This is a genomic window from Shewanella sp. S1-58-MNA-CIBAN-0166, assembly GCF_040310085.1.
GTDB lineage: Bacteria > Pseudomonadota > Gammaproteobacteria > Enterobacterales > Shewanellaceae > Shewanella.
Genome location: NZ_JBEOPN010000010.1, coordinates 19,293 through 34,401, shown reverse-complemented (window position 1 = coordinate 34,401; position 15,109 = coordinate 19,293). Strand labels below are relative to the sequence as shown.

The 15,109-nt window shown below is 43.6% G+C and carries 12 protein-coding genes; all 12 read right to left on the bottom strand.

Features of this window, described 5'->3' with window-relative positions:
- Entirely contained in the window at positions 1-3,477 is a 3,477-nt protein-coding gene (gene dnaE, locus AAEY99_RS08120; RefSeq protein WP_162023504.1) for a DNA polymerase III subunit alpha, read from the bottom strand.
- A 110-nt stretch (positions 3,478-3,587) separates the two neighbouring features.
- Positions 3,588-4,226, bottom strand: coding sequence for a ribonuclease HII (gene rnhB / locus AAEY99_RS08115; RefSeq protein ID WP_162023505.1), 639 nt, complete (start codon positions 4,224-4,226; stop codon positions 3,588-3,590).
- A 20-nt stretch (positions 4,227-4,246) separates the two neighbouring features.
- Entirely contained in the window at positions 4,247-5,395 is a 1,149-nt protein-coding gene (gene lpxB / locus AAEY99_RS08110) for a lipid-A-disaccharide synthase (protein WP_101086638.1), read from the bottom strand.
- Between the two features lie 9 nt (positions 5,396-5,404).
- Positions 5,405-6,175: an acyl-ACP--UDP-N-acetylglucosamine O-acyltransferase gene (lpxA, locus tag AAEY99_RS08105; protein WP_101086637.1), complete on the bottom strand. Its 771-nt coding sequence runs from the start codon at positions 6,173-6,175 to the stop codon at positions 5,405-5,407.
- A complete protein-coding gene (gene fabZ / locus AAEY99_RS08100; RefSeq protein WP_011636755.1) occupies positions 6,172-6,633 on the bottom strand; it encodes a 3-hydroxyacyl-ACP dehydratase FabZ in 462 nt (153 codons plus the stop codon). The genes lpxA and fabZ overlap by 4 nt, the downstream gene beginning before the upstream one ends.
- A 31-nt stretch (positions 6,634-6,664) precedes the next feature.
- Entirely contained in the window at positions 6,665-7,690 is a 1,026-nt protein-coding gene (gene lpxD, locus AAEY99_RS08095; protein WP_162023506.1) for a UDP-3-O-(3-hydroxymyristoyl)glucosamine N-acyltransferase, read from the bottom strand.
- A gap of 5 nt (positions 7,691-7,695) precedes the next feature.
- On the bottom strand, positions 7,696-8,193 hold the full coding sequence (locus AAEY99_RS08090) for an OmpH/Skp family outer membrane protein (protein ID WP_011636753.1): 498 nt from the start codon (positions 8,191-8,193) through the stop codon (positions 7,696-7,698).
- Positions 8,194-8,258: 65 nt separating this feature from the next.
- Positions 8,259-10,742: an outer membrane protein assembly factor BamA gene (gene bamA, locus AAEY99_RS08085; RefSeq protein WP_101086635.1), complete on the bottom strand. Its 2,484-nt coding sequence runs from the start codon at positions 10,740-10,742 to the stop codon at positions 8,259-8,261.
- A gap of 31 nt (positions 10,743-10,773) precedes the next feature.
- Positions 10,774-12,144, bottom strand: coding sequence for a sigma E protease regulator RseP (gene rseP, locus AAEY99_RS08080; RefSeq protein ID WP_101086634.1), 1,371 nt, complete (start codon positions 12,142-12,144; stop codon positions 10,774-10,776).
- A gap of 12 nt (positions 12,145-12,156) precedes the next feature.
- Complete coding sequence (gene ispC, locus AAEY99_RS08075) at positions 12,157-13,347, bottom strand: 1-deoxy-D-xylulose-5-phosphate reductoisomerase (RefSeq protein ID WP_192115299.1); 1,191 nt, start codon at positions 13,345-13,347, stop codon at positions 12,157-12,159.
- Positions 13,348-13,352: 5 nt separating this feature from the next.
- Positions 13,353-14,210 (bottom strand): phosphatidate cytidylyltransferase, encoded by an 858-nt coding sequence (locus tag AAEY99_RS08070; RefSeq protein ID WP_101086633.1) that lies wholly within the window; start codon positions 14,208-14,210, stop codon positions 13,353-13,355.
- A 19-nt stretch (positions 14,211-14,229) separates the two neighbouring features.
- Positions 14,230-15,054 (bottom strand): polyprenyl diphosphate synthase, encoded by an 825-nt coding sequence (gene uppS, locus AAEY99_RS08065; RefSeq protein ID WP_011636748.1) that lies wholly within the window; start codon positions 15,052-15,054, stop codon positions 14,230-14,232.
- Between the last annotated feature and the right edge of the window lie 55 nt (positions 15,055-15,109).

Genomic DNA, 15,109 nt, shown 5'->3' with positions numbered 1-15,109 from the left:
CTAATTAAACACGATTTTGACGTTAGTTGAACCAAGCATGCTTTCGAGGGCTAACATTAACTCATCACTAGGATTAACTCGCCACTCTTCACCTAACACGATTTTGCCACTGGCTTGTTGTTTGGTGTAGTTAATCACCACAGGCACAGCGCCCTTACGCCACGGTGTTAATGTTTGCTCAAAGGTTTGTAACCACTCTGGCGTGACATCATCGCCATGAACATTGATTTCAACCGCTTTGGCAAAGTGACTGCGCGCTTCGCCAATTTCAATGATATTACGGGCGTTCATGCGATTGCCGCCAGAGAAATCATCAAAGCTGACATCACCTTCACAAATAAGAATGCGATCTTTTTCAAGCATATGACCAAACTTCTCAAACGGCTCGGTAAATAGCATGACTTCTAAACGGGCACTTTTATCATCTAATGTGACTAAGCCCATTTTAGAGCCACGCTTAGTGATCATCACCCGTGTTGCCACCACTAGACCAGCTGCTTTTACGGTTTTACCGCGCTCGGTTGGGTGAATGTCTTTTAAGCGGCCATTAGTGTATTGCTTCAGTTCTTTTAAATACTGATTAATAGGGTGACCAGTAAGGTAAAGTCCTAATGTTTCGCGCTCACCTTCCAACCAGATTTTGTCTGGCCACGGAGTACAATGGACAAAGTTTTGCTTACTGTCTTCAGGTTCACTATTGAGTAAACCAAACATGTCATTTTGACCAGTCGCTTCTGCTTTAGCATGTTGCGCCGCAGCACTAATCGCTTGAGGCAAGGTCGCCATCATTGATGCTCGATGCGGGCCTAATGTGTCTAAGGCGCCTGCAAGGATAAGCTTTTCAATTACTCGCTTATTGAGTTTTTTCAAATCAATTCGAGCACAAAAATCGAACAGGTCGGTAAACGGTCCATTTTTACGGGCTGTTAAAATAGAATCTACCGGGCCTTCACCGACGCCTTTAATCGCGCCGATACCATAAACAATATTAAGGTCGTCATCGACAGTAAACTTGAATAAGCCTTTGTTGACATCGGGCGGAATTAGCGGCAAGCCCATGCGTTCACATTCATCAACCAAGGTGACGATTTTGTCGGTGTTGTCCATGTCGGCAGACATTACCGCGGCCATAAATTGCGATGGGAAATGGGTTTTTAACCACAAGGTTTGATACGACACCAGTGCATAAGCGGCAGAATGCGATTTGTTAAAACCGTAACCGGCGAACTTTTCCACCAAATCGAAGATTTTCATCGACAAGTCGCCGTCGACGCCGTTATTAATCGCCCCTTCTTTAAACGTGCCGCGCTGCTTGGCCATTTCTTCAGGTTTTTTCTTACCCATTGCACGACGGAGCATATCCGCGCCGCCTAGGGTGTAACCCGACAATACCTGAGCAATCTGCATGACCTGCTCTTGGTACAAAATGATGCCGTAAGTCGGTGACAATAACTCTCTTAGTGACTCATGCTGATATTCAGCATCTGGGTAGGACACTTCCTCACGGCCGTGCTTACGTTCAATAAAGTTGTCAACCATGCCTGATTGCAAGGGACCTGGGCGGAAAAGAGCCACGAGTGCAATCATGTCTTCAAAACAGTCGGGCTGCAGACGTTTAATCAGGTCTTTCATACCGCGAGATTCCAGCTGGAATACCGCGGTTGTTTCGTAGCGTTGCAGTAATCTAAAACAGGCAGGATCGGCAAGCGGAATGGCTTCGATACTAACGGGTTCTTTACCTTCTTTAATCAGGCGCGGATTAATCATCTGCAATGCCCAATCAATAATGGTTAAGGTACGTAAGCCCAAGAAATCGAACTTAACCAGACCAGCAGTTTCAACGTCATTTTTATCAAATTGTGTTACTGGGTTTAAGCCTTCGGCATCGCAATATAGCGGTGCAAAATCGGTAATTCGAGTCGGTGCGATAACCACACCACCGGCATGCTTACCCGCGTTACGTGTTACCCCTTCTAAGCGGCGACACATATCGATAAGCTCTTTAACGTCTTCATCGCCGTCATAGGCTTCAGGAAGCGCGGGTTCAACTTCAAAGGCTTTCGCCAATGTCATCCCTGGTTCTGCGGGGATTAATTTAGTTAACCGTTCAACAAAGCCGTAAGGATGACCTAATACGCGGCCAACATCGCGCACAACGGCTTTGGCCGCCATAGTACCAAAGGTAATAATCTGTGATACCGCTTCTCGGCCGTATAACTCGGCAACGTGATCAATGACTTCGTCGCGTCGGTCCATACAAAAGTCGACGTCGAAATCGGGCATGGATACACGTTCAGGGTTCAAGAATCGTTCGAACAGTAAATCGTATTCTAGTGGATCTAAGTCGGTAATTTTAAGCGCGTATGCGACTAATGAACCCGCACCAGAACCACGGCCTGGGCCAACTGGAATGCCGTTGTCTTTGCCCCACTGAATAAACTCCATCACGATAAGGAAGTAACCAGGGAAACCCATCTGGTTAATGACTTTCAGTTCAATCTCGAGGCGTTCGTCATATTCGACACGTTTTTCAACGCGAACTTGTGGGTCTGGAAATAAAAATTCGAGACGTTCTTCTAAGCCTTTAACTGACACATTAACCAAGAAATCTTCAATGGATAAGTCGCCAGTAGGGAAATTAGGCAAAAAGTATTCATTTAGGCGAATAGTGACATTACAGCGTTTCGCGATTTCAACGCTGTTTTGAATTGCCGACGGAATATCGGCAAATAATGCGATCATTTCATCTTCGGTGCGCAGGTATTGTTGATCGCTGTATGTTTTAGGGCGACGCGGATCGACTAAGGTAAAACCATCATGAATTGCCACCCGGATTTCATGTGCTTCAAAGTCATCTTGTTTTAAAAACACCACTTGGTTAGTGGCAACTACAGGTAAACCTTTGGTTGATGCTAGCTCAACCGCCATGTGTAAATAGCGTTCTTCATGTGCACGACCAGTGCGGATAAGCTCGAGGTAATATCGATCTTCAAAGTGTTGTTGATAAAAGGCAATCAGCGACTCTACTTGGTTTTGATTACCTTTTAATAATGCCTTACCGACATCGCCATCTTTGGCACCCGAGATAATGATCAAGCCGCTGTTATATTTGACTAACCAATCTTGGTCGATCACCACACGGTTATCAACATGACCGCGAAGATAGGCTTCACTGATCAGTTGGGTCAGGTTTTGGTAACCTTCATTGTTCATCGCGATAATGGTTAAGGCACAGAATTCTTTTTCAAATCCAGGGGTTTGCACCCAAAAATCGGCGCCAATGATCGGCTTAATTCCCGCACCATTACAAGCACCATAAAACTTAACCAAACCACAAAAGTTGTTCTGATCAGTTAACGCTATTGCTGCCATCCCCTGATTTTCAGCAGCAGCAATAATAGGTTTAACTTTAGCAACGCCATCTGACATTGAATAATCACTGTGGACGCGCAAATGAACAAAACGAGGATCGGACATAGAATATTTTTTCTTCGAAAAAGATGAATGAAACAACACGAAAATGCGGGATTTAGACTACCAAACTACGCGATGTTATCCAACGATAAACTCGCTTAATTTGGCTATTATCAAAATGTATCCTGAAGCAATATACGTTCAGCGACAGGTTTAAAACTTCTACGATGTTCAGGTAATACGCCATACAAGGCTAGCGCTTCAAAGTGCGCTTTGGTTGGGTACCCTTTATGCTTAGCAAAGCCATACTGCGGGTGCAGATTGTCTAACGCGTCCATCTCGGCATCACGAGTGACTTTGGCAATAATGGATGCCGCACTAATAGCAGCCACTAAGCCGTCGCCTTTAATTATCGCATGACTGGCAATACCAAAATCCGGCACCCGATTACCATCTACCAGCACTCGTTCTGGTAAAATGGATAACCCGGCTACTGCGCGCTGCATGGCCAACATGGTGGCATGCAAAATATTCAGCTCATCGATTTCAGCAGGGCTGGCACGGCCAATACTGACACTTAGCGCATTATCCATAATCTGTTGATATAAGGAATTACGACGTTTCTCGCTAAGCTTCTTAGAATCATTAAGGCCAACAATCGGTTTATTTGGGTCTAATATCACCGCGGCAGTGACCACATCGCCAACCAATGGACCACGTCCAACTTCGTCAACACCAGCAACAAGCCCTTGTGAAATAATGGCTACTTGTTCAGGGGTAATATCTTTTATCACAACCGATAATGTCGACATATTAGCTTATCCTAGTCAGGTTACGGCGCTGGTAATAATGCTACTACAGCATCTGCAGCTCGCTCGCTGGCATTACACTTTAGCAATTGATGTAATTCTTCAAAGCGGGTATTTAGCGGTGCAAAATCTTGATTAAGCTGGTTGATTATCGCATCGGCAATTAACTGTGGTTGGCAATTGGCTTGCATCAGTTCTGGCACGATGGTGTCGTTTGCGAGTAAATTAGGCAACGAATAATTTTTGATTTTCATCATTTTAATCGCGATGGCATATGTAATTGGGCTAACCCGATACGACACAACCATAGGACGTTTAACCAGCATGGCCTCTAATGTCGCGGTGCCAGATGCTAATAAAATACAATCTGCAGCAGCCATGACTTCGCGAGATTGACCTTCAACAATAGTGACTTCTAGATCGGGAGCAAACTCCTCCAGTGCAGCAAGAAACTGTTGTCGACGAGCATCATTAACCACTGGGGTGACAAATTTGATGTCTGGAAAGGTTTGCTTAACTAACTGAGCAGCTTTTATAAATGGTTCAGCTAATTGCTTTAGCTCTCCGCCTCTGGACCCTGGCAATACTGCCAAGTATTCAGCATTAGGATCTAATCCTAATAACTGCCGAGCAGCCAGCTTATCACTGTGCATCGGAATATCGTCCGCAAGTGTGTGCCCCACAAAGGTACAAGGTACTTGATGTTGGTCGTAAAACGCTTTCTCAAACGGCAATAACGACAACACCATATTAGTAGCTTTAGCAATTTTAAATATACGTTTTGGACGCCAAGCCCATACTGACGGGCTGACATAATGGACTGTTTTAATCCCTTTGGCTTTTAATTTAAGCTCTACGCCAATATTAAAATCGGGCGCATCAATACCAATAAAACAGTCTGGCGCTAATTCAGTAATTTGTTTCACGAGACTTGAACGAATATGAAGCAGTCGAGGTAAATGTGATAACACTTCGACTAAGCCCATGATCGACAGTTCTTCCATTGGGAATAAACTCTCAAACCCTAGAGCTTGCATTCGAGGGCCACCAATGCCGATAAAGCGCGCATCAGGGTAGCGTTTTTTGAGTGAATTAACTAAACCGGCACCTAAAATATCGCCGGAGATTTCTCCGGCGACAATGGCGAATACTTTTGAAGGAGAGTTGGTCATCGTTTCCGTCTATCGAATAATGCCACGAGCAGAGTGGTTGATAAATTCCATAAATGCTTTCACATTGATGTCTTTTTCAGCGGCCTCGATTAATTCAGCGTTAGCTTCTTCAATGGTTAAACTCTTACGGAAAACCGCTTTATACGCACTCAAGATTGCTCGTTGGTTTTCTTTGGTAAAACCACGGCGTTTTAAGCCTTCTAAGTTTAATCCACGCGGTACTGCAGGAGAACCAGCAGCCATCACAAATGGGGGAACATCTTGCAAAATAAGTGAAGCACCCGCGGTAAAGGCATGCGCGCCAATGTGTACAAACTGATGCACGCCAGTCATGCCGCCCAAAATAACCCAATCGCCAACATGTACATGACCCGCAATTGAAGCATTATTGGCCATAATAACGTTATCACCGACAAAACAGTCGTGGGCAATATGAACATACGCCATAAACAGACAGTTAGAACCGATGCGAGTTTCACCTTTATCTTGGGTCGTACCACGGTGAATGGTAACCGACTCACGAATGATGTTATTGTCGCCGATAATTAAGCGAGTTTGTTCGCCTGCGTACTTTTTATCTTGACACTCTTCACCAACTGAAGAGAATTGAAAAATACGATTACCTTTACCGATAACCGTTGGACCTTTAACCACAACATGAGAACTTATCCATGTGTCGTCGCCGATTTCAACGTTTTCACCAATGTAGGTCCAAGGACCAATAGTGACGTTATTACCAATTTTGGCTGTTGGATGAACAAACGCTAATTTATCTATCACTTCTTAATCTCTCTACGTGCACACATGATTTCAGCAGAACAAACCAGTTCACCATCAACCAAGGCTTCACCAACAAATACACCAATACCGCGACGCTCTTTAATCATTTTAACGTGAAAATGTATTTGGTCACCTGGCTCAACAACACGTTTGAAACGCGCTTTATCAATACCAGCAAAATAATACAGTACCTCTGGAGACGGCTCTGTACTCATGGTTTTAAATGCAAGTAAACCCGTTGCTTGTGCCATGGCTTCTAAAATGAGCACGCCAGGCATCACAGGCTGTATCGGAAAATGTCCCTGAAAAAAAGGCTCATTTATGGTGACATTTTTAATCGCATGTAAGTGCTCACCTACAGTAAAGTCCAATACACGATCGATCAACAAAAATGGATATCTATGAGGCAGATATTTAAGTATCTCTTTAATATCCATGGTGTTTAATTGGTTTGACACACTACATTCCTTAAATAAGGCAGAATTACAATTATTCTGTGCCCTTAGCACTTTTCTCGAGGGTTTTCACTCGGCTAAATAATTCATCTAATTGACGGAAACGAACAGTGTTTCGACGCCATAATTTATTTTCCATTGCGATGGTAGCAGACGAATACACACCTTTTTCACGGATAATGCTGGTCACGTTTGTTCCGCCTGATATGTGTACACCATCAGCGACACTCAGGTGTCCAGCAACAGCACTACCGCCACCGAGGATACAATATTTACCAATGGTAGAACTGCCAGCAATAATAGAGCCGCCAGCCATTGCAGTATTTTGGCCGATAATGACATTATGAGCAATTTGAACTTGGTTGTCGATAATCACGCCATCGTGGATCTCGGTATGCGACAACGCACCACGGTCAATGGAAGTACATGCGCCAATTTCGACATGATTGCCAATCCGAACGCCGCCGGTTTGTGGAATTTTAATCCAGTTACCGCGCTCATTGGCATAACCAAAGCCATCAGAGCCAATAACAGTCCCTGAATGGACGATGCAATGATGGCCAATATGGACATTATGATAAACGCTCACGTTCGCCCAAAGACGCGTGTTTGAACCAATAATACTGGTTTCACCCACCACACAACCTGGACCAATCTGAACATTTTCACCCAAAATAACATTGGCACCTATCACTGCATTTGCACCAATAGCCACACCGTCACCTAAAATGGCTGATGCATCTATTTGAGCCGAAGGATGAATACCAGGCGTTTCTTTTGGGGTGGTATCAAGTAATTGCGCTACTCGAGCAAACCCTACGTAAGGATCGCTAACAATCAGGGCGTTACCATGATAACCACTTGCTTCTTTTTCGCTCAGCAATACCGCACTAGCTTGAGTTGCCTCAAGCTGAGCACGGTACTTACTATTGGCTAAAAAAGAGAGTTGGCCTTTAGTTGCACTTTCAAGGGTAGCGACACTGGTTATTTCCAGCGTGGCGTCGCCTTTAATCGTTGCCCCTAATAGTTGGCTAAGCTCTTTTAAAGTCACTTTTTGCATACTTATTATTTGCCTTTGCTTAAGGCTTCTACCACTTTGCTGCTGATGTCAGCTTCTGGCTTAACAAAAATAACTGCGCCACGTTGTAGCACCATGTCGTATTTTTCTTTACCAGCAATGGTATTAATCGCTTTTTGAACTTGAACTAATAGTTTGTTTTGCTCTTCACCTTGACGACGACGCATGTCTTCATCTAATGCTTTGCCTTTCAACTGGAATTCAGACTTTAATGATTCCATTTTACGTACTAATTCAGTCTTTTGTGAATCGCTCATTAAGGCGCCGTCACGTTGTTGTTTCTCAACCAAAGAACGCATTTCTTCTTGCATTTTTTGGACTTCAGCAACACGGTCACCAAACTCAGCTTTTAATGATTTAGAAATTTGTTCGCGCTGTGGCAACTGCTCGAACACTTCACCCATATCAACCACAGCGAGTTTTTCCGCTTGGGCTAGCATAGGGGTAGCAAACAATGCCAATGTAATTAATGCGCGATTTACCATCTTTTTCAAAGTAGACTCCTTGTTAAACTTGTTGTTATCAGCAAAACCTGCCGAGTGTATTTGTTTTAGAACGTTTTGCCAATATTGAATGAGAAAATCTCTGTCTCGTCATCTTCATATTCTTTCAGTGGCCAAGCTAAACTGAATACCATAGGTCCCATTGGCGATAACCACTGCACGCTCATACCCCATGAGGCACGTAAGCGTTCTGGATCGCTATAGTCTTCTAACTTAGAGAACTGATCCGCTGGTAAAGTCCGATATGAGTCATAATCAAACTCAGTATCCCATACGTTACCCGCATCAACGAAGAAACTGGTTCGCACTGAGTTAGTGTAAGCTTCATCAAGGAATGGTGTCGGAACAATCATTTCAAAGCTTGCTGTTGCAATGGCGTTACCACCAATTGAACGGCCAGAACTCACCTGAATGGTATTTGGGTCACCAGGTAAACTACAACCATCACCAGAAACATCAGGCGCACATTGCTCACTACCACGGTATAAATAGAACGAACGTGGGCCTACTGAGTTAGACTTAAAGCCACGTAACGAACTGCTACCACCAGAATAATAGTTTTCCCAGAACGGTAAGATTTGATCGTTGTCGTTAAACTGACCATAACCGTTTGAATAACCTAAACGGGCGCGAGCCAATAATACAAACCCATGCTGAGGTGTCAGAGGGAAGTAGAAGTTAGTATCGAAATCCGTTTTAAAGTACTGTAAGTCAGAACCTGGCACGGTCATTTTACCGCTTAAACGTTGCGACGAACCATCTGTCGGGAACGTACCACGGTTAAGTGTGCTGCGGTACCAACCGGCATTCAATTCAAAGTTATCAAAACTTAAGTCTGAATTAGGATCATCCGTTTCACGATACACATTATAGAAACGCAACGCTTGTTCATAAGCAGAGATTTCTGAAATAGTATTATGACGATAACCAATACCACCGTTCAAACGGTTAGATTCGTTAATCGGGAATCCAGAGTTTAACGCTACACCATAAGATTTATTCTTATAGCGCTCAAGGTTAGCCTCGTTGGCATCAAACTCATTCCAGTAAACGCTACCACCTAAACTGACACCATCCTTAGTAAAGTATGGGTCGGTATAAGACAAGTTAGCACTTTTAGAATATTTGTTAGTGTTGACGCTAAAACCAGCTTGGTTACCAGTACCAAGGAAGTTATTTTGCTCAACGCCAAACTGCAAACTCACACCAGATTCAGTACCATAACCGACACCTGCGTTGAACGAACCTGACGGTTGCTCTTTCACAGTCACTGCGACATCAACTAAATCGTCGCTGCCCGGTACTTGAATGGTTTCTGCATCAACAGTTTCGAAATAACCTAAACGGTTAAGACGTAGTTTAGACTGTTCAATTTGAGCAGAATTCAACCACGCACCTTCCATTTGGCGTAATTCGCGGCGCATTACCTCATCTTTGGTAACCGTGTTACCAGTGAAGTTAATTGAGCGAACATACACGCGCTTACCCGGCTTAACATTGATGTTGAGTACCACTTCTTTGGTTTCATCATCAATTTCAGGATAGGTTTTAACTTCAGGATAAGCATAACCAAAGCGGCCAAGGTATTTGCTGTACATTTCTTCGGTGAATGTCACGTCGGCACCGTTGTACATGTTACCCGCTTTAATTGGCAAAATAGATCTCATTAACTCTTCGCGACCCATTAGGTCACCAATTAAGTTAACTTCTTTCACCTTGTACTTTTCACCTTCATTCACGTTAATAGTGATGTACAAACCTTTACGGTCTGGTGTCATCGCCACTTGCGTTGAAGTCACTTCAAAGCGAATATAGCCTTGATTATGGTAATAAGTTTTAATAGTTTCTAAGTCAGCTTGTAGCTTTTGCTTTTGGTAGCGACGTTCACCAAATAAATCCCACCATGCCACATAGTCTTTAAGCTCAAGCATACTGATGAGCTCAGAGTCTGAGAACACAGTATTACCTACTACGTTGATTTGACGGATTTCAGCCGCTAAACCTTCGGTAAACTTAAATTTAAGCTCAACACGGTTACGCGGCAAGTTGATGATTTGCGCTTCAACTTTGGCACCGTATTTACCCACACCGTAATAGAAATCTTGCAGGCCTTTTTCAATACCAGACAACATTGTTCTATCAAGTGATTCGCCAGCTTTAACACCAGAACCGTCAAGGCTTTCTTGTAACTGCTCGTCTTTGATATCTTTATTACCGTCAAACGAGATAATACTGATAGTTGGACGTTCTTTAACCGTTACATAGAGTATACCGTCTTCATGACTGACACTGATGTTTTCAAAATTGGTTGAACCGTAAAGGCTCTTAATCGCTTGCTGTAATTTAACTTCATCTACCGTGTCACCTACTTTCACAGGTAAACTCAATAGTGCTGCACCGAGAGCAACTCGTTGCAAACCTTCTACTTGGATGTCGGTCACTTCAAAAGGTTGGAAAGACTCTGCCCAACCATTCCCTGAAAAAGACGCGCCGACGAATAACATCGAGGCAAAAATTTTATTAAATCTCATAGAGCACTTCTAATTATTAGTCTGTCCTTGCTCAGAGTCGGGCAAAATCGTTGAATAAGGCTACGCCCATCAACATTAGCAGCAAAGCTGCGCCAAACCTGAATCCTATTTCCTGTACCTTTTCGGGTACAGGCTTACCAGTAATCACTTCTATAAAGTAATACAGCAAGTGTCCCCCATCGAGCACTGGCAGAGGCATTAAATTAATAATACCTAAGTTAACGCTGATGAGCGCGATAAACCCTAGAAAGTACACTAAACCGTAACTTGCACTGGCGCCTGCGCCTTGTGCAATCGAAATAGGACCACTAAGGTTTTTCACCGACACATCGCCGGTAAATAATTTTCCAATCATCTTAAAGCTGACGACAACGAGTTGCCATGTTTTATCAGCTGCAGCGATAACAGAATCTACTATGCCATACTCAAGCTCAAAGCGCATATTATCAGGCCACTGAGCTTGGGTTGGGCTAATTCCGACAATTCCGATAGTTTTACCATCAGAATTTTGTTGTGCTTTTGGCACAACATCAACATTGATTTGTTCGCCTTGACGTATCAATGTCATATTAATATTTTTGTTAGCAGAGCTTTGTACCACATCAACAAACGCATTCCAATCGCTGTATTGAGTGCCATTGATGTTGACGAGTTTATCGCCAATCTTAATGCCCGCTTGCTCTGCCGCACTGTCTTTACTCACTGCCGCAATCGTTGGATCTATGCCTGGGCGAAATATCCCTAAACCGAGCGCGGTAATCGGCGACTCTTTTTCTGGATCGAAAACCCAATTTCGCGTATCGAGTTTGACGGTGCGAACGGGCATATCCATGCCCGACAACGCTGGTAATGGTGCTAGGGATAACTCAATACTGTCATCACCAATATGACCCACTAAGGCTAAATTAACTTCTTCCCAAGTACGTACTGGCTGTCCTGATACCGCTATAATCTGTTGTGGTTCAACCAACTGAATAACACTGGCAGGGCTATTTAACTTAGTACTGTCTATTACCGGCTTAATCGACGGAGTACCAATAAGGTACATGACATATAACGCTACAATTGCAAAAATAAAGTTAGCTATCGGGCCGGCTGATACAATCGCAATACGTTGCCATACTGTTTTACGGTTAAAGGCCTGGTCAAGTAAATGCTCCGGCACATCTTCAACGCGCTCATCAAGCATTTTGACATAGCCACCTAGTGGGATCATAGCGACGACATATTCAGTACCATCTTTACCCACTTTACGCCAAATCGCTTTGCCAAATCCGATAGAGAAACGCTCGACTTTAACACCACAACGACGGGCAACCCAAAAGTGGCCATACTCATGAGCGGTAATTAAAATACCCAACGCGACGATAAAAGAACCTAAGCTCCAAAAAAAATCTATCATTATTTCCCTGAATTAATTTAGTGTGCTGATAACGGACACTGCCGTGGCACGTGCTTGCTCATCAAGCTGTATTATATCTTCAATACTGTCTAAACGTGTTTGTTGCACCGAGTCTAAACAGCGATAATTAACGTTAGCAATATCAGTAAAACGAATGTGACCTTTTAAAAATGAATCGACAGCAATTTCATTGGCCGCATTCAACACTGTGGTCGCTTCCTGACCTTGCTCACAGGCTTGCATCGCTAAGCGTAAACATGGAAAACGGTCAAAGTCAGGTTCACAAAAGCTTAACTGTCCGACTTTGAAAAAATCTAAAGGTTCAACGCCAGCGCCAATTCTTTGCGGATAGCTCATACAATGAGCAATCGGTGTACGCATATCGGGGTTGCCCATTTGTGCAATAACAGAACCATCGCGGTATTGCACCATTGAATGAATCACGCTTTGAGGATGTATCACTACTTTGAGCTGTTCAGCTTGTGTATTAAACAACCAGCGAGCTTCGATAAACTCTAAGCCTTTATTCATCATGGTGGCTGAATCGACAGAGATTTTAGGCCCCATGGACCAATTAGGGTGATTGCAAGCTTGAACAGGTGTCATCGCACTCAGAGTGGCTAAATCAGTGTTTAAAAACGGTCCACCTGAACCGGTTAATAAAATATGTGATATGCCATTGGCACTTAAGTCACAATAACCGAGTTGCGCTTGGACATTGGTTGGTAAACATTGAAATATGGCATTGTGCTCGCTGTCGACAGGTAGCACTGTCGCACCCGACTGTCTAGCAGTGTGCATAAATAACTCACCCGACATAACCAATGCTTCTTTGTTGGCTAACAACACGCGTTTACCCGCTTTAACAGCGTCAAATGTCGGTACTAAACCTGCTGCGCCAACAATAGCCGCCATAACGGTATCAGTGCGACTGTCGGTCACTAACGCATTTAACGCCTCAGCACCTGTCGTCACTTGAGTGATACATCCACTAGGCAATAACGATTTAAGCTCCATGGCGGCGCTCTCATCCACCATATGAGCATACTCAGGCTGATGAGTGATACACAAGGCCAGCATTTTTTGAACACTGGCATTGGCCACTAATCCATAGACATGAAAATCGGCAGGGTTATTTACCATCACACTTAAGGTGCTAGCGCCAATTGAGCCTGTAGCCCCTAAAATCACCATATTTTGCATTGGCATCACATCCACATGGCTATGTAGATAAAGGTAAACACTGGCAATGCAGCCGTTAGACTGTCGATACGGTCTAAAATACCACCATGACCAGGTAAAATGGTGCCAGAGTCTTTAATATTTGCAGCACGTTTGAACATACTTTCAGACAAGTCACCAAAAGCAGAAGCCAGAGCAGTAACGAGTGTCACCACAATGAGTAAGCCTAACTCTTGTTCTGGCGCAACATACATAATGCCCGCAACCACGACCATAGTCGTAATTAAACCGCCAGCTAAACCCTCCAGCGTTTTAGCAGGACTCACACTCGGCATCAATTTATGCTTACCTAACTTACGTCCAGCAAAATAAGCACCGGTGTCAGTCGCCCAAACCACTAACATAACGATAAACACTAATGCACCACCATAATAAGGATGAACGTTACTGCTTAACGATTTGAGAGCGATTAAAGAAGCAAAACACGGGATGAGTGTTAACTGACCAAACATGGATTTCAGCATAGGGCTGTCTTTCCATATTTTGGCGCTTTTAGGAAAACTGAACACCAATGCACTACTGACTATCCACCAAAATACACCAATAGTGATGATGGCCAAATAAATAGGGTGTAATTGGCCTTTAAACCACAACACATCTAAGGGTACTGATAAGTTAAGCGCTATCATTAACAGACCCAGGGTAGCAGTAAAAGACCACTGGGTGACATTACAGCTTGGGTCAATGAAACTGCCCCACTCTTTTGCTGCAATTAAAAACACTGGCACTAACACCCAAGCAAACCAGTTTGCTGGAAGTAAAAATATTGCCCCGAGTACAATTGGGATTAACCACAATGCTGTTATTATTCGTTGTTTTAGCAAAAACTAATCCTCTTAATATTTATATTGCGCGTATCTCTTCAATTTGACTACCCGTCAAACCAAAACGGCGCTGCCGACTGGCAAAAATGGCAATAGCATCACGGAATGCTAGCTCATCAAAGTCAGGCCATAGGGTGTCAGTAAACACCAACTCGGCATAAGCGGCCTGCCATAAAACAAAATTACTAATGCGGTAGTCACCGCCAGTACGGATCATTAAATCAACTTCGCTCTGGTTTTGCATGCACAAATGTTCATTTAATGCTTCTTCGGTCATCTGACTGCTGGTGATTTCGCCACTTTCTACTTTTTCGGCTAATTTTTGTGCAGCCTGTAAGATATCCCAACGTCCGCCATAGTTCGCCGCCACATTTAATATCAAACCAGTATTGCTTGCTGTTTTCTCTTGAGCACCGGCAATTTGTTTCTGCAAACGATTAGAAAACCTGCTGGTATCACCAATAATATTGAGCTTAACTTGGTTTTTATCGAGCAGTTTCAATTCACGTTGTAACACCGTAAAAAACAATTCCATCAACAAACTGACTTCTTTATCTGGTCGGCGCCAATTTTCGCTCGAAAATGCAAATAGGGTTAATGATTCAATACCAAGTTGACTTGCAGTACTTACCGCACGGCGCACAGCTTTAACACCGGCTTTATGACCGAAAACCCGGGCTTTACCCTGCAGTTGTGCCCAACGGCCATTACCATCCATAATAATCGCAACATGTTTGGGCAGAGATTGTTTTACTACATCAGATAATTGTCCCGGCAACAATTGCGAAGTCATTTGCTCCGAATCGGCTTTAGGGTCTGATTCAAACTCAACTGTAGACGACATCTACGACAATCCTTTATAAAAACAAACGCCGTGTAGTATACCCTTACACGGCGTG